This is a genomic window from Pseudomonas sp. PD9R, from assembly GCF_019200975.1.
Taxonomy (GTDB): Bacteria; Pseudomonadota; Gammaproteobacteria; order Pseudomonadales; family Pseudomonadaceae; genus Aquipseudomonas.
On sequence record NZ_JAHTMR010000004.1, the window covers coordinates 118,778 to 144,502 of the forward strand.

Consider the following 25,725-nt stretch of genomic DNA (forward strand, 5'->3'; position numbering starts at 1 on the left):
TACCTCGGTTTTTAACGGTCATGACGGGAGGGCAAGCATATGGCGCAGGATGTTTCGTTCAACGTTCGCAACAACAATGGTGAACCGGTGCAGGTCGGTGCCTGGCGTTACGAAGGCAAACGCGAGGGGCCGAAGGTGCATTTGCAGGCGGGTGTGCACGCGGATGAAATTGCCGGGATGCTCGTGCTGCATTTATTGATGCAACGCTTGCAGGCCGCAGAGGCCGAAGGCCGGCTCAAGGGCAGCGTGACCGTGGTGCCGCAGGCCAACCCGCTGGGCATCGGTCAGTTCCGCCAGGGGCGGATTCTCGGGCGTTACCACGACGCCACCGGGCACAACTTCAATCGTGGTTTTGATCATTCGGCGGCGATGGAGCGGGGGTTGACCAACGTTCAGGAATGGCAAAAGCAACTGGTGCAACTGGCGGCCCCGGCGGATGTGATGCTCGACCTGCATACCGATGACGAAGCGCTGCCGTACCTCTACGTCCATCGCAGTTTCTGGCCCCGTGGCCGCGAACTGGCGGCGGCGATGAAGATGGACGTGGCGATCATTTGGGATGACGGCGGCGACGGCTCTTTCGAAGAGACCATCATTGCGCCGTGGTTGCGCGAAGGCCGTACCGGGCAGCACATGGCCGCGACCCTGGAGCTGCGCGGGCAGGGCGATGTAAACGACCGGTTCGCCCAGCAGGACGCCGAAGGGCTTTACACCTGGCTTTGCGGCTATGGCGTCATTGACGAGTCAGTGCCAGCCGTTGATTGGCCCGTTGAAGCCATGGAAATGGGCCATATGGAAACCATTATTGCGCCGCAGTCGGGTGTGCTGATCTTTGAAAAAGAGCTAGGCGATGTCGTCGAAGAAGGCCAGCGTTTTGCGCGGATTCTGCGCCGGCCCGGCGATCCGTCTTCCGAAGTAGTACTGGTGGCGGAGCAGACCGGGCGCATGGTCACCCGCTATCGGGATCGCCTGATACCCCAGGGCATGGGCGTGGCGAAGTTCACCGGTAGCCGGGTGTCACGCAATTGGAGCGGCGGGCTGCTGGACCCGAACTAAGCCGAGCCAACCTCAATGCAGCGCCTGCTCGTCCAGGTACGCATTGAGGCATTCGATAAACGCTTGATGCTTGCGTGTATGCCGTCGGTACGCCGGGTAAATCACATAGACTTTTCTGCCGAACTGCTCAGGGTCCAGATCGGCGTCCGGTAGCAATTGAACCAGTTCGCCGCGCCGGATGTACGGTGCGGCGCTCCACTGCGGGCAGAATTGCAAACCTCGTCCGGCCAGCAAGGCCCCCAGCAGGAAGTCGTAGTTATCGCTGCTCAGGCGCGGAATCGGCTGGGTGACTCGCTTGCGTTCGCCTTCATGCATCAGCCACCAGTAATGTGGGTTCAGGGCCGGATGACGGAACACCAACCAGTCATGTTGGTAGAACGTATCAGGCACCACAGGCAGCGTGTTGCGTTGCAGATACTCAGGGCTCGCGCACAGGAGGATACGATTGGCAGTCAGCGGTCGTGCGATCAGGTCGGGCAGTTCTATCGGGCCGTCGCGCACTGCAAGGTCGAACCGGCCCTCAACCAGATCGACAAACTCATCGGTCAGCACCACGTCCAGGCGCATCTGCGGGTATAGCTCCAGAAAACGACAGCACACCGCATTGAGAAACGCCGGCGCAAAAGAGGGCGGGGCGGTCACGCGCAACACGCCGTACATCTCGCGCTGCAATTGATCGATGTCTTCCCGGGCCTGCCCCAGTTGCATCAGCACTTGCCTTGAACTGGCGAGAAATATTTCCCCCGCTTCAGTGAGCGCGATCCGCCGTGTGGAGCGTTCGAACAGGCGCGTTCCCAGTTCCTCTTCCAAATGAGTGATTGCCCGCGTCAGGGCCGAGGTTGTTTTGCCTAGTTGCGAAGCTGCGCGGGTGAAACTGCCTTGGTCGGCGGTCTCGACAAACATCGCGATGGCGCTGAGTTGGTCCATTCAATGTTTCCTGTTCGGAAAGTATGTGTTGCGTGGGCCGAGTATTCTTTACCTTCGGCCACTTCGCTAGTCTCTCGGCCATTCAAACAAGAAAAGGTGTGGGCGATGAAGCGAATGATCCAGTCGGCGTTGGCCTTGGCTATTGGTCTTTCCTCAATGGAAAGCATGGCGGCCGCCGATCTGATTTTGCACAACGGCAAAGTCTTCACGGCCGAGCAGGGCAAGGGCTTGCAACAAGCCGTGGCCGTGGAAGATGGAAAAGTCGTCAAGGTCGGGAGCGACGCCGAGGTGCTGGCCCTGAAGGAGGCCGGCACTCAAGTCATCGACCTGCAGGGCAAGGTCTTGATGCCGGGCTTGATCGACACCCACAGCCACGCAGTGTTCGGTGGCGTGAAACTGAAGTCCGCCGATCTTGAAACGCAAAAATTGCCGTTCGACGAACTTGAACAGCGCTTGCGTGAATGGCGCGACAGCGGCAAGGCTCGGCATGGCGACATGCTGGTTGTCGGTGGCACGCCTTCCACTTACTGGCCTGAAGTGCCGGAATTCGAGAAACGCTTCAACCAAGGCGAATGGAAAGACACGCCGATCCTGTTCGTCGGCTGGGATTACCACACCGGCTGGGCCAACAAAGCGCTGCTCGAACGCGCGGGCATTGATGCCGAAAAGGTCAAGACACTCACCGGAGAAGCGGTGGCAACCATCGGCCATCACCCCGACAACACCCCCAATGGTTTTGTCGCTGATGCCGGTTTATCGGCGGCCATGTCACAACTCCCACCGGCCAGCCTGGAGCAGTTGATCGGCGCGGCGGAGGCAGCTCGCGACCTCTATCACAGCCTCGGCGTGACGGCCCTGATGGACCCGGCGGCCAACGCGGTGCCGGGGGATGCGTTGTTCGACTTCAAGCCCACAGCAAAAACCGTCGGTGTACTGCCCGCGTACAAAGCCCTGGCGGATAAAGGCGAGTTGCGCTTACACGTGGCGGCCTTGATGGTGGTCAACCCCAAGAGCAAGCCCGCCGACCTTGAAGTGATCGATCAAGTCCGCCTACAGTTTGCCGGTGTCGATAACTTGAGCCTGCCGGGTATCAAGGTGTTTGCCGATGGCGTCGCCGAGTTCCCGGCCCAAACCGCCTCGTTGCTCTCGCCCTATAAGAACTCGCTCAAGGCCGGAGAGCTGTTGATCGACCCGGCGCACTTCGGTGAGTTGGTCGGTGCCGCTGATGCCCGAGGCTGGTTGGTGCATGTACACGCCATTGGTGATCGTGCGGTGCGTGAATCCCTCAATGGTTTCGAGCAGGCACGTAAAGACGGGCACAACAACGTGGCCCACTCCATCACGCACTTGCAGATGGTCAACCCCAAGGAATTCGCCCGGTTCAAGCCACTGAATGTCATTGCGTCGATGCAGCTTTACTGGGCCTCGGCGGATGAGTTGAGCATCGACTTGCTGCAGCCCTACATCACCGCCATGCAGTTCCAGTTCATGTACCCGGCGCGTTCGCTGCTGAAAAACGGCGCGACCATTTCCGGTGCGAGCGACTGGCCGGTCTCAACACCGGACCCTTGGAAAGCGATTGGCCAGGCGATCAGCCGCAAAGGCCCCAAAGGCGTGCTGAACAAAGCAGAAGCCATCGACCGCGAAACCATGTTCTACGCCTACACCCGCAACGCCGCCAAAACCATCGGCCTGGAGCAGCAGATCGGGACGCTGACCCCAGGCAAGCAAGCCGACATGATCGTTGTCGATCGCGATGTGTTCAGCGCACCAGAAGAACAATTGGCCGACACCCAGGTCCTCAAGACCTATTTCGCCGGCCGCGAAGTCTACAGCCGCCCGTAACTCCCCTCCATACGCCCGCCCTTTGCCTTTACCGGCAAGGGAAGGGCGAAGCCATGCCTCAAATAATAAGAAAGGACCGCAACATGCATCGCCACGCCTTGACCCTGTTCCTGGGTTGCACGTTTTTACCGATGGCCGCTCACGCCATCACCTTGACTGATGACCTGCAACTGATGCTCAAACCCGCAGTGGTCAGCGACTACCGCAGCCGTGGATTGTCGATGACCCTGGGTGACCCGGCTGCGCAACTGGACGCCACATTGATCCACAGCAGCGGTGCCTATGTTGGCGTATGGACCTCCAATGTCGACTTCGGTATGGACTTGAAAGCCCGGCTGGAGCAGGACTTCTACGCGGGTTTCTTCAAGCAGTTGACCGATGATGTCAGCCTCGATCTGGGTTACCTCAAGTACACCTACGCCAAGGAAGCCCAGTTCAATCAAAGCGAGGTCTACGCCATCGTCAAAGCCTATGGCTTCAAGGTCGGCAGTTACTACTCCAATGACTTGCAGAATTTCGTCGGCAAGGATCAGGACACGCTCTACACCTACCTGGGCTACAGCTACGCGCTACCCACCGATACGGGGTTGGAGGTGCGCTATGGCCGGTTCGATTTCAAGGATGACGTATTCGTCGATGGCAGTGGAAACACACGCGGTGACTATCACGAATGGGAAGCCAGGCTGACCCACAGCGCCCTGGGCGTGGATTGGGCGCTTTCGTACGTCGACACCGATCTGTCCAGGCAGGAATGCACGAGCTACTACGGCTACGGCGACATATGTACTGCCACCGTGGTGGTCAGTGCCAGCAAGACGTTCTGATTCCTGTGGGAGCGAGCCTGCTCGCGATGGCGTCGGGTCAGTCACATTGATCTTGAATGTTAAGCCGTCATCGCGAGCAAGCTCGGCTCCTACAGGGTTCGTGTTTAAGCGGCCTACAGCTTACTTCTTGAAAGCCACAAGACCTTGCGCCGTTGCCTACGGGTACGCCAGAATCCGCCGGCTTGTGCGCCTTGGGGGTCGTCGGTAACTTGATTCGGGTCACTGCCCATCAGTGATCGGGTTTAGTCGCCTGTGGTTACACGAGGCGTATCTGCATTCCAGATAGTCAGGTTATTCATTGCCTGCACTTTTATGGTGGCTGTGCGCAGGGCGCCTTCGGGCGCGCCGGTTTCGTGTCTCCCCGGTCGACTAACCTGCACACAGCTGCCACCCCTTGTTTAGTCGCAAGCGGTTGATGGCTCCACATTTTTGGAGACAGAAATATGATCAAGCCTTCACCAAACCCGCCAGATACCGATCCAGCATCCCCCGATTCAAAAAAGCTCAACGAGGCCGCCGATCCTACCCTCGACTTCCCCTCGATTGCCGACATCAAAGCCACCCCGCGCACAATGAGCACTCTATTTACCGTTGACCCGGAAGCTACCACCGAAACCCTGATGGTTTATCTGGTCGAAACCCTCGCCTCGGTGGATGTGATGGTCCATCAATTGGTGGATCACCTGGACGGCGGATCCCGCTATGCCCTGCTGGGCATCTCAAACAGCATCATGGTCGCGGAAATCACAGCCAACCGCGTACTCGATCAAATCGATCCACCCGAGTAAAAAACCTGTAGGAGCTGCCGCAGGCTGCGATCTTTTGATGTTGTTTTTAAGATTAAGATCAAGAGATCGCAGCCTGCGGCAGCTCCTACAGGGTTAAAGAAACTACCTAGAACGCTAGGGTAATCACCGTTCGCGAAGGGGATCGTCTCAATATCTCAAGCTCAACTTCCTGCCTTACGCTGAGCACCAAAAACTGGGGGAGTGCGCTATGCGGTTGTTTGAGTTGATCACCTTTACGGTACGGGTTCGCACCGTTGCGGATGCGCTGAAACGTATTGAGACGGCACTCGCCGCGCCCGAGGTCGGTGGCACGCTGATGGGTTGCTGGGCCTCGGAAATCGGCCAGCTCAATCAGATTGCCGTGTTGCGCGGCTATGACGATGAAGGCCTGCGCCAAGCCGAGCGCGAGCGGTTTCTGTTGGACGGCCAGGCATTCGGCATCAACGAATTCATCACCGATCTGCGGATTGAAAACTACAGCCTGTTTCCCTTCCTCAAACCCTTGAGCGCCGGCAAGCACGGGCCGTTCTACGAGTTGCGCGTGTACGACCTGGTCAGTTCCGGGCTGCAACCGACGCTGGATGGCTGGAACCGAGCGGTAGAACCGCGCACCGCCGAGCAGTACTCGCCGGTGTACGCCGCGTTTTATGCCACCGACGGAGCCTTGCCGCGTTACCTGCACATATGGCCGTGGACGATGCTGGAACAGCGCCTGCAAGTACGGACCCAAGCCGTGACGGACGGTGTCTGGCCACCCGAAAACTCCGGCCCGCAACTGCGCGACATGCGCTCGACGATTTACCTGCCAGCGGGATTTTCGCCGTTGCAATGACCGCAGCCCGTGTCATGAAATGAAAAGCGGTTGTCGTCTGATGAGAAGCGATCAGTCGGCCCGAGTCCTACAGTCCAATCAGCATAAATCGGCGCTGGACGCCATATAAAAGCAGATTGGAGAAAACAGGCATGGCCAAAGCCATACGCTTCTACGAATCCGGTGGTCCCGAAGTTCTTCGCTATGAAGACGTTGAAGTGGGCGAACCGGGCCCGGGTCAGGTTCGTCTACGTCACGTGGCTGTCGGCCTGAACTATGCCGACACCTACTTTCGCAACGGCACCTATCCGATCCCGCTGCCCAACGGCATGGGCGTCGAGGCGTCCGGTGTGGTGCAGGCGATCGGCGAGGGCGTGACCAACGTCGCGGTCGGTGATCGCGTCACCTACACCGGTTTTCTCAATACCCTGGGTGCCTACAGCACCGAGCGTCTGATCCCGGCCGAACCGCTGATCAAACTACCAGAAACCATCGGTTTCGAAACCGCTGCGGCCATGACCATGCGCGGGCTCACGGCATCGTACCTGATGCGCCGCATTTACCCGTTCAAGGCCGGTGACAGCATCTTGCTGCACGCTGCAGCCGGCGGTGTCGGCCTGATCGTTTCGCAGTGGGCCAAGCTGCTCGGCCTGACGGTCATTGGCACCGTGTCCACCGATGCCAAAGGTGAAATCGCGCGGGCCCACGGTTGCGACCACGTCATCAACTACAGCCACGAAGATGTTGCCAAGCGCGTTCGCGAATTGACCGACGGTGTCGGCGTCAATGTGGTGTTCGACAGCGTCGGCAAGAACACCTTCATGGGTTCTTTGGATTCGCTCAAGCGCCGTGGGCTGATGGTGTGTGTCGGCACCGCTTCCGGCCCGATCCCGCCATTCGACCCGGTGCTGCTGGCGATGAAAGGCTCGCTGCACCTGACCCGTCCGGCGCTGGCCGACTACATCGCCGACCCTGCGGAGAAAGCGGCCCTGGCCGGCGAGTTGTTCGATCACGTCGGCAGTGGCCGGATCAAGATCGAGATCAATCAGCACTACGCCTTGCAGGACGCCGTGCAAGCCCACCGAGACCTGGAGTCGCGCAAGACCACGGGCTCGTCGATTTTCGTCATTTAAGGAAATCACCCGCCATGAAAGTCGAACAATTGACCAGCACCATCGGCGCGGAACTGATCGGCGTCAACCTCGCCGATGCCGTCCATGACGACGGTCTTTTCGCCGAGATTCGTGCCCAGTTGCTCACGCATCGAGTGGTGTTCCTGCGCGATCAGGACATTACCCGTGCCGAGCACGTGGCCTTCGCTCGCCGCTTTGGCGAGCTGGAGGATCACCCGGTGGCCGGCAGCGATCCGGAGCACCCGGGGCTGGTGCGCATCTACAAGAACCCCGACCAGCCGATGGACCGCTATGAAAACGCCTGGCACACCGACGCCACTTGGCGTGAAGCGCCACCGATGGGCTGCGTACTGCGGTGCGTGGAGTGCCCGCCAGTGGGTGGCGACACCATGTGGGTGAACATGGTCGAGGCTTACAAGCATTTACCCGAAGACGTGAAGGTGAAAATCGCCGACCTGCGCGCCCGGCACAGCATCGAGGCCAGTTTTGGTGCGGCGATGCCGATCGAAAAACGCCTGGGTCTCAAGGCCATGTACCCGGACGCCGAACACCCGGTGGTGCGCACTCACCCGGAAACTGGCGAGAAGGTGCTGTTCGTCAATGCCTTCACCACCCACTTGAGCAACTACCACACCCCCGATCGCGTGCGTTTCGGCCAGGACGCCAACCCTGGCGCCGGCGAGCTGCTGCGCTACCTGATCAGCCAGGCATACATCCCTGAGTATCAGGTGCGCTGGCGCTGGAAGCCCGACAGCATTGCGATCTGGGACAACCGCAGCACCCAGCACTACGCGGTCATGGATTACCCGGCGTGCCATCGCAAGATGGAACGCGCCGGCATCATCGGTGAAAAGACCTACTGATCACCCGACCGAACCGCCCTGATTGACGCATTGATTCTCCCGCCCAGGCCCACGACGCCGGGTGGACAAACATAATAAAAGGAGTACTTCATGCAATTCTTCGACGATTCCCTGCACCCCGAAAACATGGAAAAGGTGGTGATCACCGTCGCCCCGTACGGCCCTGAGTGGATGCCGGAAGACTTCCCCGAAGACATCCCGCTGACCATGGATGAACAGGTGCAAAAGGCGGTCGAATGCTACGAGGCCGGCGCTACCGTATTGCACCTGCACGTGCGTGAACTCGACGGCAAGGGTTCCAAGCGCCTGTCCAAGTTCAACGAGCTGATTGCCGGTGTGCGTGAAGCGGTGCCGGACATGATCATCCAGGTCGGCGGCTCGATTTCCTTTGCCCCGGAAAGCGACGGCGAAGCCGCCAAATGGCTGAGCGATGACACCCGCCACATGCTGGCTGAACTGACGCCAAAACCCGATCAAGTCACCGTGGCGATCAATACCACGCAGATGAACATCATGGAGCTGCTCTATCCGGAATACCTGGAAGGCACGTCCCTGGACAACCCGGCGATTCACGCAGCCTACAGCGAGATGACCGTACCGGCCGGCCCGGCCTGGGTCGAAGAACACCTCAAGCGTTTGATGGCCAACGGCATCCAGCCGCACTTCCAATTGACCGGCATGCATGCGCTGGAAACCCTGCAACGCCTGGTGCGCAAAGGCGTCTACAAAGGCCCGTTGAACCTGACCTGGATCGGCATCGGCGGTGGTTTTGACGGTCCGAACCCGTTCAACTTTTTCAACTTCATCCACCGCGTGCCGGACGGTTGCACCTTGACCTCCGAGTCGCTGCTCAAGAACGTATTGCCGTTCAACACCATGGCGCTGGCCATGGGGCTGCACCCACGGGTGGGCAACGAAGACACGATCATCGATCACCACGGCAAGCGCTTTGGCTCCGTGCAGCAGATCGAGCAGACCGTGCGGGTGGCCCATGAACTGGGTCGCGAAATCGCCACCGGCAAGGAAGCTCGCGAAATCTATCGCATCGGCGTGGAATACCAAACTATCGAAGAAACGTTGCTGGCCAATGGCATGGCCCCCAACCGCAAGGCCGGACAAAAAGGTGTCCCGCAACGCGGCTGATCGCTGGCAAGGGCGGGCGGGGAGATGACTCCGCGCCCGCTGCATGGCAACACGCTCGATAACAATAAATAAAACAAAGCTTCGAGGAGGCTACATGGCCTTTCACCCCATTGCTGCAGACGATGACGACGGTGCCGTCGGCGTTGCGCGCAAATACGCCTGGATAGTCTTCGCACTGACGTTCGGTCTGCTGATTTCCGATTACATGTCGCGCCAGGTGCTAAACGCAGTGTTTCCATTGCTCAAGAGCGAATGGTCCTTGAGCGATGGCCAACTCGGCCTGCTCAGCGGCATCGTTGCCTTGATGGTCGGCCTGCTGACGATTCCCCTGTCGTTGATGGCTGACCGCTTCGGTCGGGTTAAAAGCCTGGCGTTCATGGCACTGTTGTGGAGCCTGGCGACCCTGGGCTGTTCATTGGCGCAGGACTACCCGCAGATGTTCATTGCCCGCTTTATGGTGGGCGTTGGCGAGGCCGCTTATGGCAGCGTCGGTATCGCGGTAGTGATTTCCGTTTTTCCCAAACACATGCGTGCCACGCTGGCCAGCGCCTTCATGGCGGGCGGTATGTTCGGCTCGGTGTTGGGCATGGCCCTTGGCGGTGCCATTGCGGCGAAGCTCGGTTGGCGCTGGTCGTTCGCCGGCATGGCGCTGTTTGGTCTGCTGCTGGCGGTGCTGTATCCGATTATCGTCAAGGAAGCACGCATTGCTCCGAAGCGCGTCGCGGGCAAAACCGCAGCAGCGGTCAAGCATCCGTTGCGCACGTTGTTTTCCAGCCGCTCGGTGATCGCGACGTACATCGGCAGTGGTTTGCAGCTATTCGTTGGCGGGACAGTGATCGTCTGGATGCCCAGCTACCTGAATCGCTACTACGACATGGGAACGGACAAAGCCGGGGGGATGGCGGCGATCATCGTGCTGTGCAGCGGTGCCGGGATGATCCTGTGCGGCATGCTCAGCGATCGTTTGTGCCGCCCATCACCGGAACGCAAGGTCGCCTTGGCCATCGCCTATTGCCTGGGCAGTTGCGTGCTGCTGTCACTGGCCTTCGCCTTGCCGGCCGGGCCTGCGCAATTGGCGCTGATCTGCCTGGGCATGCTGGTTGCCGCCGGCACCACGGGGCCAGCCGGTGCCATGGTTGCCAACTTGACCCATTACTCGGTTCACGGCACGGCTTTCGCCACGTTGACCCTGGCCAACAACATGCTTGGGCTGGCTCCCGGCCCGTTCATCACTGGCCGGGTGTCCGATCTGATCGGCCTGCACGGGGCTTTTCAACTGGTGCCCCTGGTCAGCGTCGCTGCGGCGGGCGTGTTCTTTTATGCCATGTGCCATTACCACAAGGACATTGCTCGCTTGAACGGCGAGCCTGTCAATGACACGCCGGATTTAACTCCGTGCGAGGTGAAATCGTGAGTCTGCGTTTGCGTATCGATGTGTATTTTGACTTCATCTGCCCGTGGTGCCTGATTGGCAAACGCCAATTAGAAATAGCCCGGGAGCTACTGCGCGCTGAGCAGCCCGATGTACAGATCAGCACCGTGTGGCATGGCGTGCAATTGTTGCCAGAGCTGCCGGTGAAGGGTGAACCCTTCTCGCAGTTTTACCTCAAGCGTCTGGGCAATGCCGATGCGGTGCACATGCGTCAGGCACAAGTGCAACAGGCGGCCGCCGGTGTCGGGCTGGCTATCGACCTGAGCGGCATTGCCACCATGCCCAACACGGCCGATGCCCATCGCCTGCTGGAACGTATCAACCTGCTGGGCAATTCGGAGCAGATCGACGCCTTGCTCGAACGGCTGTTCGCGGCCTACTTCCAGTACGGAGAAGACCTGGGTTGCCGCGAAACCTTGATCGCCATCGCCCAATCGTGCGGTTTCGACGCTGGCGCGGTGGCTGACTGCCTGCATGACGATGGCCGGCCTTTTGTTGGCAACCCCGGTCCTGTCAGCGGCGTGCCATGTTTTCAATTCGACCGTCAGTTGAAGGTGCTGGGGGCGCAGCCTGCCGAAGCGCTGTTGGGCGCCATGCGCGAAACACTGCTCGAAAAGCAGCGCGAGCGACAACCGGCATGAGTGTGCGTGTTCCTGTGCCTGCCGGAAAATTACCGCAGGCAGGCAGCCGTGCGCTGTTCGAATTCGATGACAAAAGCATTGCGCTGTTCAACGTCGACGGTCAGGTCTTCGCCATCGATGACAGCTGCCCACACCAAGGCTCATCGCTGTGCGGCGGCCGTCTCGACGGGCGGGTGATCCAGTGTTGTGCCCATGGCCTGCGCTTTGATCTGGCCAGCGGTTACTTGCTCAATTCAAACAAACTCAAGGTCGCCAATTACCCGGTCGAAGTCGTCGACGGCCAGGCATTTATCGTGATCGTTCCCGAGGAGTCCGCGCCATGAGCGCCATTGCTCTCACCCATATCAACAGCCGAGTGCGCGATCTGGCACCTGGTTTTGTCGTCAGCCTGATCGTTGCGGCGGCGGCGAGTTTTCTCTCCGAACACTACGGTGCGCCGGTCATGCTGTTCGCCTTGCTGCTGGGCATGGCGCTGAATTTTCTCAGTGCGGACAGTCGTTGCAAGGCCGGCATCGAATTCACCGCGCGCAGCGTGCTGCGTATCGGTGTGGCGCTGCTGGGGATGCGCATTACCCTGGAACAGATCGTCGGGCTGGGCTGGAAACCCTTGGCCATGGTAGTGATTCTGGTGGTGGTGACCATTGGTGTCTCGGTGGTAGCGGCTAAAGCGCTGGGCTTCTCGCGTCTGTTCGGCATGCTCACCGGTGGCGCCACTGCGATCTGCGGTGCCTCGGCGGCGTTGGCGTTGGCAGCGGCGCTGCCTAATCACCCGCAGAAGGAACGAGCGACATTGTTCACGGTGATCGGTGTTTCGGCATTGTCGACTGCAGCGATGATCCTGTATCCGATGATTGCCAAATGGCTGGAACTGTCGCCACAAATCGCCGGGATGTTCCTCGGTGGAACCATTCACGATGTGGCGCAGGTGGTCGGCGCGGGTTACAGCCTGTCGACCGAGACGGGCGACACCGCCACGGTGGTCAAGTTGATGCGGGTGGCGATGCTGTTGCCGGTGATTGTCTGCGCCACGCTGGTCACCCGCATGAACGGTGCAGATCCGACCGGCAAGCGCCCGCCATTGTTGCCCTGGTTTGCCGTGGGTTTCCTGGTGCTCGCCTGCATCAACAGCACCGGCTGGATTGCACCCGTCGTACAAGGCTCGATTAACGAGTTGTCGCGCTGGTGCCTGGTGATTTCGATCAGCGCCCTGGGCATGAAAACCCAGCTCAAGGAACTGGCCTCCGTTGGCATCAAGCCGATCCTGCTGATGATTGGGGAAACCGTGTTTCTCGCCGTACTTGTGTTGCTGATGCTGCACTGGGGGATGTAGACCCGGTTGCATGCAGCAACGCGCAAGCAGCGCTGCAGCGTGTTCACTCCGACTCGATGCAACGCACACCGGAGCCAAAAGCACCGGTTTTTATGCGGCGACTGTACCAGCAGTCGCCGTTTTTTTTGCTGCGAATTCAGGACTTGGGCGGATCGGGAAGGGTGGTTGCGCCACTCGACGCCTTGGCGGTGGCAAGCTTTTGCGTGCTGCGCCATGTGGCGGGGGGCATGCCGAACTGACTGATGAACCAGCGCGTAAAGGAGCTGGCCATGGAGTAACCGAGCATGTCGGCCACCTGGCTGAGCGAGTAGGTCGGGTTCTCCAGGTAGCGCAACACCAGATCGCGACGCACGTCGTTGATCAGGTCGTTGAAGGTGCACGCGTCTTCCTTCAGGCGACGTTGCAGCGTGCGCACGTTCATGCCTTGGGTCTGGGCAATCTGCTCGATGGTGGCGCGCCCCATCGGCAACAGCACGTAAATGGCTTTACGGACCTCGTGCAGGGTCGAAGGCCCTTCGTTGCGTTGCAGCGAATCGAGGTATCGCTGGGCGTAACGTGCCATGCCCGGGTCGGCATGGGGGTTGGTCATATCAAGATTGGCGTTTGGACAGACAATGCCATTGAACTCGCTGCCGAATTCCAGATTGCAGCCGAACAGGCGACGATGCAGGTGCAGATTATCGGGTGCCTGGTGGGTGAAGTTGACGCTGTAGGGATGCCAGTGCGAACCGAGCAGGGCGGCGCACAGACGAAACATCACGCCAATCGCCAATTCATTGCCTTGCCGGCAGGGCATCGGCGAGTCGGTGATCACCTCTTCGCGGATGATCACCATTTTGCCCGCTTCCTCGACGAGGATCGCCAACGAGTCGTTCATCAGGTGACGGTAATGCACCAGCACCTGCAATGCGTCACGCAGCGTGCGTTGGTGGGTCAGCAGCAGGCTGACGACACCGAAATCGGACAGTTGGCGCGACTCGGCCATGCTCAGACCAAAGTACTGGCAACCACTGGCGTTGGCCGAGTTTTCCAGCAGACGCACCGCAGCGTCGATGGGGATTCTGTGCTCGGGTGTTTGCAACAGGGCTTTGCTCAACCCGACATCGGCCAACAGGACCTGTGGATTCAACCCCAGGTGCTGGGCCACTTCCAGGTAGTTGGTTAACACCGCAGCGCGTACGAGCTTGGTCATGTCGGGGCTTTTTCTTGTAGTAGTTGCGACCGAAATTAACGTGGCCGGGACCAACCGGCAAGTCATGAAATGAAAAGTTTTTGGCCGACGTTTCCAGCGCCTTTTTGCGCCATGAAAGCCGAAGCATAACGGGGAGGTTGTCATCAAAAGAAAAGTGACTGACGTCAAATGAAAAGCACCACAGGTGGGGGCTCTTTAATGTCGGCACTACAAAAAGTTCTGGCGAAACAGCCAGGCGATTCACCGAGAAGCCGAGGTGTTCAAGTGAACAAACTTCAAACTGTCGCAACCGTTCTGATCGTGCCGGGCCTGCGCGAGCATGTGGCCGAGCATTGGCAAACACTGCTGGAGGCGCGGTTGGACAAGGTGCGCAGCGTGCCGCCACTTGAGACCGACAAACTCGACTGCGCCGCTCGTGTACGGGCCATCGAGCATGAACTGGCGCAAATCGACGGCCCCGTGATTCTGGTCGCTCACAGCGCCGGTGTGCTGATGGTTGCGCACTGGGCGGCCCGACACAGTGGCTCGATCAAAGGGGCTTTGCTGGCCGCGCCACCTGACCTCGATGCCGCCTGGCCTCAAGGCTATCCCACCCCGGAATCACTCCGGGCCCAAGGCTGGGACCCTCTGCCTACTGGCGCGCTGCCGTTTCGCAGCATTGTCGCGGGCAGCACCAACGATCACCTGGCCAGCCTCGAAGCCGTCACCCGTATGGCCTGCGACTGGGGCAGCGAACTGGTCAACCTCGGCGAGGTCGGCCACCTCAACCCTGCGTCGGGTTTTGGCCACTGGCCACAAGCCGAAGCACTGATTCTGGAACTGGATCGCTAGTCAGGCATCTGCCCGGTCGCAAAACGTCCGGTAATTGCTCTAACGCGTGAAAAAACGCAGGCCCTTTCACCGGGCCTGTGCAAGGGAAGCTGCGCTCAAAAATAAGTACAACACGGCGGAGACAACGCAATGCATAACAATAAGAGTCATAGCCACACACCCACACAACGCAGTTTGCTGGCCTTGGCCATTCTGGCGGCTTCCATGCCGGCGGCCCATGGTTTCGAACTTGATACGGGCAACCCCGACTGGGCCGTGCGCTTCGACAACACCGTCAAGTACAACTACGGCGTCCGCACTGAAGGCGCTGACAAACGCATGCTGGCCACGCCAAACAATAACGATGGCGACTACAACTTCCGCAAGGCCGGGACCAACATCACCAATCGTGTCGACCTGTTGACCGAGATGGATGTGGTCTATCAGCAAAGCATGGGCTTTCGCGTCAGTGCGGCGAGCTGGTACGACAAGGCCTATGAAAACACCGGTTCCAACTCCAACCCGTTCGTAAACGGCAATGGCGGCACTTCGGGTCTGGTTGCCAATGACACACGACTGGGTTTCGGGGGCGTCAACCGCGACAACGTCGGCTTTGGCAGCTCACACCTGAGTAACTATGCCCAACGCTATTACACCGGCCCTTCCGGAGAAATTCTCGATGCGTTCGTGTTCTACAGCACCAACGTAGGTGAAGAGTCGTTGTTCAGCGTCAAGGCCGGGCAGCACAACGTGTTTTGGGGTGAAACCATCCTCAACCCGGTGCACTCGATCAGCTACGGTCAGTCGGGCCTGGATCTGGCGAAGCTTGCAGCATCGCCTGGCACCGAGGCCAAAGAGTTGTTCGTTCCGCGCAACCAGCTCTCGACGACCTTTACCATCAACCCTGAGTGGACCGTGGGTGCCCAGTATTTCCTGGATTGGGATGCAGCGCGCTTGCCTGAGGCGGGTACTTTCTACGGTGGCTCCGACCTGGTGGGCTTCGGTGCGCAGTCGTTTTTGCTGGGCAATACCAACTCCAGCAATCCCGGGGCTCTCGGCTGCGGCCTGGCACCCTGCAACGGGCTAACCAACGTGCGTCGTGGCGATGATCTGACCCCGCGCAATTCAGGTGATTGGGGCGTTATGGCCAAGTGGTCGCCAGCGTGGCTGGACGGTACCCTCGGTTTCTACTACCGCAAGACTTCGGACATTCTGCCCCAGGCCTGGCTCGACGCCCGTGGATTGAGTTCGGCCAGTCCAAACGGCGTACCGCCAAGGGCCACTCCCGCGGGTCTGGTGCCAGTCGTCAACACCTTGAACTCGTTGAACACCGCGACTTACCAACTGGCCTATTCCGACAACATCGACATCTTTGGCTTGAGCCTGTCCAAGGACGTCGGTGGTATCAGTGTCGGCAGTGATCTGAACATCCGCCACAACATGCCGTTGGCCAGTATCCCGGCGATCGTCAGCACCAATAGCCCAACCGGACTGGGTCAAGGCCTTGGCCTGTTGCCGCCACGCACGGCAGCAACCGGTGTCATCTACGACGTCCCGCACGATGGCGACAGCATGAGTGCCACCGGCGAAACGCTGCACTGGACGCTCAATGGTCTGATGGCGTTGCCCAAGACGCCGGTGTTCGATTCGGCGTCCCTGCTGGCCGAGCTCTATTACAGCAACCTGCTCAAGCTCGATAGCAAGAACGAAGCACTCTACAAGGGCAAGAGCAGCTACCGCGGTATCGACGCACCGACGCGCGACAACTGGGGTATCGCGGTCAACTTCACGCCGACCTGGTATCAGGTGTTCCCGGGTGTCGACATGACCCTGCCAACCTCCGTCAACGTTGGCCTCGCTGGCGTGTCACCCGTATCGGGCGGTGGAGCCAAAGACACCGGCAACTATGCCGTGGGCGTCGGCGCCATCGTTTACAACAAGTATTTCGTCGACCTCAAGTACGTCGACTCCTTCGGCAAGACTGACAAGTGCAACGTCAGCGGTAACAGCACCGGCGCGGCGAACGCCGGAAGTGGCGATGGCTCCACGCCGAACGCCTTCAGCGGTAACGAAAACTATGCGTGCTACGCCGGTGGCTATTCAGCCTTCTCGGGCGGCGGTGCGACCACAGAAGACCGTGGTGCGCTGTACCTGACGCTGAAAACCACCTTTTGATTCACCCAATGCTTAGTCACTAAGCAGGAGTATGACCCCCATGAAATTTGTGCAAACTCTGCTGGCCGCTTCGCTGGCCATGGCCATGGGCGCCCAAGCGCAGGCAGCGGTATCGACTCAAGAGGCGACCAAACTGGGCAGCAGCCTGACCCTGGTGGGCGCCGAAAAGGCTGCCAGCGCCGATGGTTCCATTCCCGCCTACGCTGGTGGCCTGACGACTGCCCCGGCGAATTTCAAGGCCGGCGACAGCATGCGTCCGGACCCGTTTTCCAGCGAGAAACCGCTGCTGGTGATCGATGGCAAAAACGTCGATCAATACAAGGGCATGCTCACGGCCACGACGGCGGAGCTGGCCAAGCGCTTCCCGACTTTCCGTGTCGATGTCTACCCGACCCATCGCACGGTGGCCCTGCCACAAAACGTGTTGGACAACGGCGTGAAGAACGCCACCGGCGCCAAATCCCTTGAAGGCGGTCTGGCGATCGACAACGTCCTGCCCGGCGTACCGTTCCCGATCCCGCAATCGGGCAGTGAGGCCATGTGGAACTTCCTGCTGCGCTATCAGGGCGTCAACATCAATTCCAAGTACGACTCCTGGAACGTCGACTCTGCCGGTGTGGCGAGCCTGGCCACCACCGGGCAGGCGTTCATCAACTACCCGATCTACGAGAACATGGCGCAGCCGGTCAAAAGTGCCGATGTTTACTACCAGATGAAGCTGTACTACACCGGGCCTGCACGCCGCGCCGGTGAGTCGATCATGCTCAAGGACGCCGCCAACCCGCTGGAACAACCGCGTCGAGCCTGGCAGTACCTGCCTGGCCAGCGTCGCGTCAAGTTGGCACCGAGCCTGGCTTACGACACGCCTAACCCGGGTACTGCAGGCGCGGGTACTTTTGACGACGTGTTTGTGTTCAACGGTGCGCTGGATCGCTACGACTGGAAGCTGGTCGGCAAGCAAGAAATGATCGTGCCATACAACACCTACAAGCTGACTTACGCCCAGGACCCCAAGAGCCTGACCACCGCCAACCACCTCGCGCCGGATTTCGTGCGTTGGGAAAAACACCGCGTGTGGGTGGTCGAGGGCAACCTCAAGGCCGGCGCCCGTCATGTCTATCAGAAGCGCCGTTTCTACCTGGATGAAGACAGCTGGGCGGCTCTGGCCTCGGATCAGTACGACGCCCGTGGTCAGCTCTATCGTGGCTCCTTTGCCTTCCTCAGCCAGAGCTATGACAAGCAGGTCCCGGACTCCACGCCGTTCATGATCTACGACTTGGTGGGCGGCTCGTACAACATCAACGGTGTCGTCGGCCCGTACGGCGGCATCCGTTACATCGACTCGCTGTCGAAAGCGCAGTGGTCGCCGGAGTCCCTGGCGGGCGCTGGCATTCGCTAAACGCCCGGTGACAGAGCGTCGGGCTGCACGCGATGTGGGCCCGGCGCCGATTTTTCAAGAGGACGCCGTATGTGTTCGTTCAAGAAGTGCGTGCTGATGTTGGGCACCGCGTTGGCTCTGTTGCATGGATTCGCTCAGGCAGCTGCTTACGTTGACGTGCTCGACCTGCCGGCCAAGCCCACCGCATTGGCAGTGCACAGCCCTTTGCTGGCTACGACCCGTGCCGGTGATCGACTGATCGCCGTGGGGCAACGTGGCCACATTCTTTATTCCGATGACACGGGCAAGCACTGGCAGCAGGCCGCAGTGCCGGTCAGTGCCGATCTCAATGCCGTTTATTTTTCTTCATCTGAGCAAGGCTGGGCGGTCGGTAACGACGGCGTGGTGTTGCACAGCAGTGATGCCGGCGAGACCTGGATCAAGCAGCTCGATGGCCGCGAAATCGGTGCCTTGCTGGTCAAGCACTATGGCGACCTGGCCTCTGCCGAGCCGGCCAACGCGCAATGGAGCCAACTGGCCGCTGATGGTCAGCGTCTGGTCGAAGAGGGCGCCGACAAGCCTTTGCTCGACGTTTGGTTTGCCAATGAAAAGGTCGGCTATGTGGTCGGTGTGTTCAACCTGATTCTGCGCACCGAAGACGGTGGTCAGCACTGGACGCCTTTTCAGGACCGCACCGACAACCCCCAGGGTTTTCACCTTAACGCTATCGCCTTTACCGGTGACGGGCTGTACATCGCCGGTGAACAGGGGCTGTTGCTGAAATGGAACGACGCACAGCAGCGTTTCCTTGCGCTGCAAACGCCTTATCAGGGCAGTTTTTTCGGCGTGATCGGCAAGCCTGGCGAAGTGCTGGCGTTCGGTCTGCGCGGGCATGTGTTTCGCAGCACGGATGGCGGTGCCTCCTGGAGCCCGCTTGATACCGGCCTGCAGGTCAGCATTACCGCTGCGGCGCTGGGCACCGACGGACGCTACCGGCTGTTCAGTCAGGCCGGGCATCTTTTGGTCGAGCAGGAACCTGAGGCGCGCCTGCAACTGGTCGCTCAACAAAGCCAGTCGCCGGTGGCGGGTGCCATCCAGGCAGCCAACGGTTCGTTGATCGTGGTCGGCAGTCGTGGCGCACGCACGCTTTCCCAAGAATAAGAACAGATAAACCAGAGCGAGTACCCTGACATGGGCAATATCCAGCAAGACACCATGCCGGTGATCGGCGACTTGCACGACTTCGACCGAAGTTCCGGCAACCGGCTGGAACGCTGGGTGTTCAACCATCGTCCGCTGTTCATGCTGCTGATGGGGATCATCACCCTGATCCTGGGCTACATGGTGGCGACCCGCCTGGAGTTGCGCCCCAGCTTCGAGAAGATGATCCCGCAGAGCCAGCCGTACATTCAGAACTTCCTGGAAAACCGCAAATCCTTGCGTGGCCTGGGCAGTTCGGTGCGGGTGGTGGTGGAGAACACCCAGGGCGATATTTTTGACCCTGAGTACCTGAACGTGCTCAAGCAGGTCAACGATGAGCTGTTCCTCGCCGAAGGCGTCGACCGTGCCTGGATGAAGTCGTTGTGGAGCCCGGCGGTGCGCTGGACCGAGTCCACCGAGGAAGGCTTCCAGGGCGGTCCGGTGATGCCGGATTCCTATCAGGGTTCGCCAAAAGACATCGAGCAACTGCGCCAGAACATCAACCGCGCCGGCATCGTCGGCAGCCTGGTGGCCAGCGATTTCAAATCCACGATGTTGATCGTGCCATTGCTGGATCAAACCTCCGCCACCGGCCACAGCATCAACTACCACCAGTTTTCGCAAATGCTCGAAGAGCGCTTGCGCGACAAGATCGAATTCGCCGGTGACAGCGCGGCACGCAAGGCCGGGGAAGAGGGCAAGGGCCATTACAAGGTCCGGGTGATTGGTTTCGCCAAGCTGGTCGGCGACCTGATCGATGGCCTGATTCAGGTGATGATGTTTTTTGGTCTGGCGGTGGTCACCTCGTTCGTCATCATCTACTTGTACACCCGTTGCATCCGCAGCACTTTGCTGGTGATTTTCTGTTCGCTGACGGCGGTGGTCTGGCAGTTGGGTATCGTGGCCTGGCTGGGTTATGCGATTGATCCTTACTCGGTGCTGGTGCCGTTCCTGATTTTTGCCATCGGTGTGTCCCACGCGGCGCAAAAGATGAACGGCATCATGCAGGACATCGCCCGTGGCACTCATAAACTGGTGGCGGCGCGTTACACCTTTCGCCGCTTGTTCATTGCCGGTGTCACTGCGCTGCTGGCCGATGCCGTTGGTTTCGCGGTGCTGATGCTGATCGACATTCCGGTGATCCAGGACCTGGCGATTACCGCCAGCATCGGCGTCGCCGTATTGATCTTCACTTCGCTGCTGCTGATGCCGGTGGCGCTGTCCTATATCGGCGTTGGCAAGAAGGCCGCCGCGCGAGCATTGAAGATCGACACCCGTGCCGCCGAACACCGCGGCTTCGGCAAGCTGTGGGACATGCTCGATCGTTTCACCACACCGAAATGGGCCTTGGGCACCGTGCTCGGTGCAGTGGTGCTGGGCGCGGCGGGTTTCATGGTCAGCCAGCATTTGAAAATCGGCGACCTCGACAGCGGTGCGCCAGAGCTGCGCGCCGACTCACGTTACAACCGTGATAACGCTTACATCACCAGCCACTACGCGCTGTCCAGCGACCTGTTCGCGGTGATGATCAAGACGGCGCCAGAAGGCTGCCTGAATTATCAGACGCTGGTTCTCGCCGACCGTCTGGCCTGGGAACTGCAACAACATCCCGGCGTGCAAGCCACTTCGTCGCTGGTCAACGCGGTACGCCAGATCACCGCCGGTTCCTTTGAGGGCAACCCCAAGCTCAACAGCATCCAGCGCAACCAGAACGTGCTGAACTATGCCGCGCAACAGGCCTCGGTCAATGCGCCGGAACTGTTCAATACCGACTGCTCGGTGATGCCCGTGATTGCCTTCCTCAAGGATCACAAGGCCGAAACCCTGGACGCGGTGGTGGCCATCGCCGACAAATTCGCCAAGGAAAACAGCACCCCTGACCGGCAATTCCTGCTGGCCGCCGGGACCGCCGGCATTGAAGCGGCGACCAACATCGTGGTGCGTGAAGCCAACCACACCATGCTGCTTTACGTGTACCTGGCGGTGACGCTGTTCTGCCTGATCACGTTCCGCAGTTGGCGCGCAACGCTGGTGGCGCTGCTGCCGCTGGTATTGACCTCGGTCCTCTGCGAGGCGCTGATGGTCGCCATGGGCATCGGTGTGAAGGTGGCAACGCTGCCGGTCATCGCCCTTGGGGTCGGAATCGGCGTCGACTACGCGTTGTACCTGCTTAGCGTGCAGCTGCATTACCAGCGCAGCGGTCTGTCGTTGTCCGATGCCTATCGCAATGCGGTGGCGTTTACTGGCCGGGTCGTCGGGCTGGTAGGCATTACCCTGGCGGCTGGCGTGGTGTGCTGGGCCTGGTCACCGATCAAGTTCCAGGCCGACATGGGCATCCTGCTGACCTTCATGTTTCTGTGGAACATGCTTGGCGCGCTGATCCTTATCCCGGCGCTGTCGCATTTCCTGCTGCGCAATATCGGGCCAACGCCGATCAAGATCCGCGCATAGCCCGTCATGCAGACGCGAGCTTGCTCGCGAAGGTCGTGAACGATAACGCGTGAACCAGATGCCCAGCGGCGTCGTTGAGTTTTTCGCGAGCAAGCTCGCTCCTAAAGGTATTGCGCGAAGCAACTAACACTTCTATGGAACAGGGCATGTGCGATGCCCTGTATTGATTGAGTACCGAGATCATGTCTGATTACAAAGCCCCCCTGCGCGACATTCAATTCGTCTTGAACGAGGTCTTTGAAGTTTCGAAACTGTGGGCCGCGATGCCGGCTCTGGCCGAGCGGGTGGACGAAGACACCGCCAACGCGGTGCTCGAAGAAGCCGGCAAACTCGCTGCCGGACTGATCGCGCCGCTCAATCGCAGTGGCGACGAGCAGGGCTGTTCGTGGCGCGACGGTATCGTCACCACGCCGGACGGTTTTCCAGCGGCCTATCGTGCTTTTGCCGAAGGTGGCTGGGGCGGCGTCGGCGGTGACCCGGCATACGGCGGCATGGGCATGCCAAAAGTCATCGGCGCTCAAGTCGAAGAAATGGTCAACGGCGCCAATCTCTCTTTCGGCTTGTACCCGATGCTGACGGCTGGCGCCTGCCTTGCGCTTAACGCCCACGCCAGCGAGGAACTGAAAGCTGCGTACCTGCCGAACATGTATGCCGGGGTCTGGTCGGGCTCCATGTGCCTGACCGAGCCGCATGCCGGCACCGACCTTGGGATCATCCGTACCAAGGCCGAGCCTCAGGTCGACGGTTCCTACAAGGTCAGCGGCACCAAGATATTCATCACCGGCGGCGAGCAAGACCTGAGCGAAAACATCATTCACTTGGTATTGGCCAAACTGCCGGACGCTCCGGCCGGGCCGAAGGGCATTTCGCTGTTCCTGGTGCCGAAGTTCATGGTCAATGCCGATGGCAGTCTGGGCGCACGCAACCTCGCCGCCTGCGGTTCAATCGAACACAAGATGGGCATCAAGGGCTCATCTACTTGCGTGATGAACTTCGACGAAGCCGTGGGTTACCTGGTCGGCGAGCCGAACAAAGGCTTGGCGGCGATGTTCACCATGATGAACTACGAACGTCTGGGGGTTGGCATTCAGGGTCTGGCCACGGGCGAGCGCTCTTACCAGAACGCTGTTGAGTACGCCCGTGACCGTCTGCAAAGCCGCTCGCCAACCGGTGCTCAGAACAAGGATAAAGTGGCTGACCCGATCATCGTCCACCCGGACGTGCGTCGCATGTTGCTGACCATGAAAGCCTCGAACGAAGGCGGTCGTGCTTTCTCGACGTACGTGGCCATGCAACTGGACACCGCCAAGTTCAGCGAAGACGCCACCACCCGCAAGCGCGCGGAAGACTTGGTAGCCTTGCTGACTCCGGTGGCCAAAGCGTTTCTTACCGACCTCGGTCTGGAAACCACGATTCACGGCCAGCAGATTTTCGGCGGTCACGGTTACATCCGTGAATGGGGCCAAGAGCAATTGGTGCGCGACGTGCGCATCACCCAGATCTACGAAGGCACCAACGGCATTCAGGCACTGGACCTGGTGGGCCGCAAGATCGTTGGCAGCGGCGGGGCGTTCTACAACCTGTTCGCTGACGAGATTCGCCACTTCACCGCCACCGCTGATCTGCCGGAGTTCACTCGGCCGCTCAATGCAGCGCTGCTCAATCTCGACGAGTTGACTGCCTGGGTATTGGATCGCTGCAAAAACAACCCGAATGAAATCGGTGCCGCATCGGTCGAGTACCTGCACGCCTTCGGCTACCTGGCCTACGCCTACATGTGGGCGCTGATGGCCAAGGCTGCCTTTGGCAAAGAAGCGCAGGACGATTTCTACGCCAGCAAACTGGGCACCGCGCGCTTCTACTTCGCCCGACTGCTGCCGCGGATTCACTCGCTGAGTGCGTCGGTGATGGCAGGCAGCGAATCGCTGTACCTGCTCGACGCCGATCAGTTCTGAGCCACGTGAACCGCCGATGATCTCCAACCACAGAATCAGGAAGAACTCACCGTGGTGAAAACAAAAATAATCGCGCCTGCGCAGGGCGCCTACAGCTATCCCTTATTGATCAAACGCCTGTTGTTGTCGGGTGCACGCTACTCGCCCGATCAGGAAATCGTCTACACCGACAAGCTGCGCTACAGCTACCGGACGCTGAACCAGCGAATCAAGCAATTGGCCAACGCGCTGACGAAAGCGGGCGTCAAGGCTGGGGATACCGTGGCGTTGCTGGATTGGGACAGCCATCGCTATCTGGAGTGTTTCTTTGCCGTGCCGATGATTGGCGCCGTGCTGCACACGGTGAACATCCGTCTCTCGGCCGAACAGATTGTCTACACAATGAACCACGCCGAGGATGATCTGGTGCTGGTCCATGACGATTTCCTGTCATTGATCGAGCAGGTCCAGGATCAACTGACGACCGTCAAAGGCTACGTCCAGCTCAGTGATGGCGATGCACTGTCGACAGGATTGCCAGTGCTTGGGGAATACGAAGGCCTGTTGGCGGATGCTCAGCCCTGCTTCGACTTCCCGGATTTCGATGAGAACTCGGTTGCCACGCTGTTCTATACCACTGGCACGACTGGCGACCCCAAGGGCGTTTACTTCACCCATCGCCAATTGGTCTTGCACACGCTGAATGCCGTGGGCACGTTGGGCGTGTATCAGGGCTTGCCGCTATTACGCTCCGACGATGTGTACATGCCCATCACCCCGATGTTTCACGTGCATGCCTGGGGCGTGCCGTATGTAGCAACGTTGATGGGAATCAAGCAGGTTTACCCAGGTCGTTACGAACCCAATAGCCTGGTCAGGTTGTACCGCGAAGAAAAGGTCAGTTTTTCCCACTGTGTGCCGACCATTTTGCAGATGATTTTGGGTTGTGAAGAAGCGACCCGCACCGATTTCAACGGTTGGAAAATGCTCCTGGGTGGCAGTGCATTGACTCAGGGGCTGGCGGCCCAGGCCACCGAACGGGGAATGTGTGTGCACAGCGGCTACGGGATGTCCGAGACCTGTCCGTTGCTTTGCTTGACTCACTTGAGCGAGTCCGAGCTTGAACAGCCAGCGCAGGCGCAAACAGCCGCCCGGATCAAGACCGGCGTGGCGGTGCCGATGGTGGACCTGCGAATCATCGATGCCAGCGGCAACGAGGCACCACACGATGGTGAGGCCATGGGCGAGATCGTGGTGCGTGCACCCTGGTTGACCCAGGGTTATCTGAAAGACCCGGAGCAAGGTGCGCAGCTGTGGGAGAACGGCTGGATGCACACCGGTGACATCGCGTCGATTGATGCCCGGGGTGTTGTCGAGATCAAGGACCGGATCAAGGACGTGATCAAGACGGGCGGGGAGTGGATCAGCTCGCTGGAGCTGGAAAGCCTGATCAGCGAACACCCGGCTGTGTGCACGGTCGCGGTGGTGGGCATTCCTGATCCGCAATGGGGTGAGCGGCCGGTGGCGCTGGTGGTGTGTGCTTCGGATGAAGGCATCACGTCTGAAATGCTGGTGGCCCACTTGCTGCAATATGTCGAGAGCGGCCGGATCAACAAATGGGCGATCCCGAAGCAGATCAGAATCGTTGCCGATATCCCGAAAACCAGTGTCGGGAAGATCAACAAACGGCTGATTCGAGAGCAGGAGCTGAGCCTGTAGGCGACGATGAATTACTGTAGGAGCGAGCTTGCTCGCGATGCACGCCCGGGTACCGCGTTCCACCAGACCCACG

21 protein-coding genes are annotated in these 25,725 nt (G+C 59.7%); 19 read left to right on the top strand and 2 right to left on the bottom strand.

Annotated features, from left to right (window positions below):
- Positions 1-39: 39 nt before the first annotated feature.
- Positions 40-1,056 carry a succinylglutamate desuccinylase/aspartoacylase family protein gene (locus KUF73_RS10680; RefSeq protein ID WP_218438015.1) on the top strand — a complete coding sequence of 339 codons (1,017 nt, stop codon included), beginning with the start codon at positions 40-42 and terminating at the stop codon, positions 1,054-1,056.
- A gap of 12 nt (positions 1,057-1,068) precedes the next feature.
- Here KUF73_RS10680 and KUF73_RS10685 read toward each other — a convergent pair whose 3' ends face one another.
- On the bottom strand, positions 1,069-1,983 hold the full coding sequence (locus KUF73_RS10685) for a LysR family transcriptional regulator (RefSeq protein ID WP_218438016.1): 915 nt from the start codon (positions 1,981-1,983) through the stop codon (positions 1,069-1,071).
- A gap of 105 nt (positions 1,984-2,088) precedes the next feature.
- Between KUF73_RS10685 and KUF73_RS10690 the strand changes: the two genes are divergently transcribed.
- The 11 genes from KUF73_RS10690 to KUF73_RS10740 all read left to right on the top strand — a co-directional run bounded on the left by KUF73_RS10690 (position 2,089) and on the right by KUF73_RS10740 (position 12,793).
- On the top strand, positions 2,089-3,828 hold the full coding sequence (locus tag KUF73_RS10690; protein ID WP_218438017.1) for an amidohydrolase: 1,740 nt from the start codon (positions 2,089-2,091) through the stop codon (positions 3,826-3,828).
- An 83-nt stretch (positions 3,829-3,911) separates the two neighbouring features.
- Positions 3,912-4,652 (top strand): TorF family putative porin, encoded by a 741-nt coding sequence (locus KUF73_RS10695; protein WP_218438018.1) that lies wholly within the window; start codon positions 3,912-3,914, stop codon positions 4,650-4,652.
- A 443-nt stretch (positions 4,653-5,095) separates the two neighbouring features.
- Entirely contained in the window at positions 5,096-5,440 is a 345-nt protein-coding gene (locus tag KUF73_RS10700; RefSeq protein ID WP_218438019.1) for a DUF6124 family protein, read from the top strand.
- A 208-nt stretch (positions 5,441-5,648) separates the two neighbouring features.
- Positions 5,649-6,272, top strand: a complete 624-nt coding sequence (locus tag KUF73_RS10705; protein WP_218438020.1) for an NIPSNAP family protein — start codon at positions 5,649-5,651, stop codon at positions 6,270-6,272.
- Positions 6,273-6,403: 131 nt separating this feature from the next.
- Entirely contained in the window at positions 6,404-7,384 is a 981-nt protein-coding gene (locus tag KUF73_RS10710; protein WP_218438021.1) for a quinone oxidoreductase, read from the top strand.
- A 14-nt stretch (positions 7,385-7,398) separates the two neighbouring features.
- Positions 7,399-8,247, top strand: coding sequence for a TauD/TfdA family dioxygenase (locus KUF73_RS10715; protein WP_218438022.1), 849 nt, complete (start codon positions 7,399-7,401; stop codon positions 8,245-8,247).
- A gap of 90 nt (positions 8,248-8,337) precedes the next feature.
- Positions 8,338-9,390 carry a 3-keto-5-aminohexanoate cleavage protein gene (locus KUF73_RS10720; protein WP_218438023.1) on the top strand — a complete coding sequence of 351 codons (1,053 nt, stop codon included), beginning with the start codon at positions 8,338-8,340 and terminating at the stop codon, positions 9,388-9,390.
- Positions 9,391-9,484: 94 nt separating this feature from the next.
- Complete coding sequence (locus KUF73_RS10725) at positions 9,485-10,804, top strand: MFS transporter (RefSeq protein WP_218438024.1); 1,320 nt, start codon at positions 9,485-9,487, stop codon at positions 10,802-10,804.
- Positions 10,801-11,463, top strand: a complete 663-nt coding sequence (locus tag KUF73_RS10730) for a DsbA family oxidoreductase (protein WP_218438025.1) — start codon at positions 10,801-10,803, stop codon at positions 11,461-11,463. Before KUF73_RS10725 ends, KUF73_RS10730 begins: the two co-directional genes overlap by 4 nt.
- Complete coding sequence (locus tag KUF73_RS10735) at positions 11,460-11,786, top strand: Rieske 2Fe-2S domain-containing protein (protein WP_218438026.1); 327 nt, start codon at positions 11,460-11,462, stop codon at positions 11,784-11,786. Before KUF73_RS10730 ends, KUF73_RS10735 begins: the two co-directional genes overlap by 4 nt.
- The gene (locus tag KUF73_RS10740; protein WP_218438027.1) at positions 11,783-12,793 is read left to right on the top strand and encodes a YeiH family protein; all 1,011 of its coding nucleotides are present in this window, start codon (positions 11,783-11,785) and stop codon (positions 12,791-12,793) included. The genes KUF73_RS10735 and KUF73_RS10740 overlap by 4 nt, the downstream gene beginning before the upstream one ends.
- 136 nt (positions 12,794-12,929) lie before the next feature.
- Here KUF73_RS10740 and KUF73_RS10745 read toward each other — a convergent pair whose 3' ends face one another.
- On the bottom strand, positions 12,930-13,985 hold the full coding sequence (locus tag KUF73_RS10745) for an AraC family transcriptional regulator (protein ID WP_218438028.1): 1,056 nt from the start codon (positions 13,983-13,985) through the stop codon (positions 12,930-12,932).
- 264 nt (positions 13,986-14,249) lie between these two features.
- On the opposite strand from KUF73_RS10745, the gene KUF73_RS10750 reads away from it, so the two are divergent.
- From KUF73_RS10750 to KUF73_RS10780, 7 genes are all read left to right on the top strand, one after another.
- Positions 14,250-14,816, top strand: a complete 567-nt coding sequence (locus KUF73_RS10750) for an alpha/beta hydrolase (RefSeq protein ID WP_218438029.1) — start codon at positions 14,250-14,252, stop codon at positions 14,814-14,816.
- A gap of 129 nt (positions 14,817-14,945) precedes the next feature.
- Positions 14,946-16,970: a DUF1302 domain-containing protein gene (locus tag KUF73_RS10755; RefSeq protein ID WP_218438030.1), complete on the top strand. Its 2,025-nt coding sequence runs from the start codon at positions 14,946-14,948 to the stop codon at positions 16,968-16,970.
- Between the two features lie 40 nt (positions 16,971-17,010).
- Positions 17,011-18,369 (top strand): DUF1329 domain-containing protein, encoded by a 1,359-nt coding sequence (locus KUF73_RS10760; protein WP_218438031.1) that lies wholly within the window; start codon positions 17,011-17,013, stop codon positions 18,367-18,369.
- Positions 18,370-18,438: 69 nt separating this feature from the next.
- The gene (locus KUF73_RS10765; RefSeq protein WP_218438032.1) at positions 18,439-19,509 is read left to right on the top strand and encodes a YCF48-related protein; all 1,071 of its coding nucleotides are present in this window, start codon (positions 18,439-18,441) and stop codon (positions 19,507-19,509) included.
- Between the two features lie 30 nt (positions 19,510-19,539).
- Entirely contained in the window at positions 19,540-21,999 is a 2,460-nt protein-coding gene (locus tag KUF73_RS10770; protein WP_218438033.1) for an RND family transporter, read from the top strand.
- A 182-nt stretch (positions 22,000-22,181) separates the two neighbouring features.
- The gene (locus tag KUF73_RS10775) at positions 22,182-23,954 is read left to right on the top strand and encodes an acyl-CoA dehydrogenase C-terminal domain-containing protein (RefSeq protein ID WP_218438034.1); all 1,773 of its coding nucleotides are present in this window, start codon (positions 22,182-22,184) and stop codon (positions 23,952-23,954) included.
- Between the two features lie 51 nt (positions 23,955-24,005).
- On the top strand, positions 24,006-25,652 hold the full coding sequence (locus tag KUF73_RS10780; RefSeq protein WP_218438035.1) for a fatty acid--CoA ligase: 1,647 nt from the start codon (positions 24,006-24,008) through the stop codon (positions 25,650-25,652).
- The last annotated feature ends 73 nt before the right edge of the window (positions 25,653-25,725 follow it).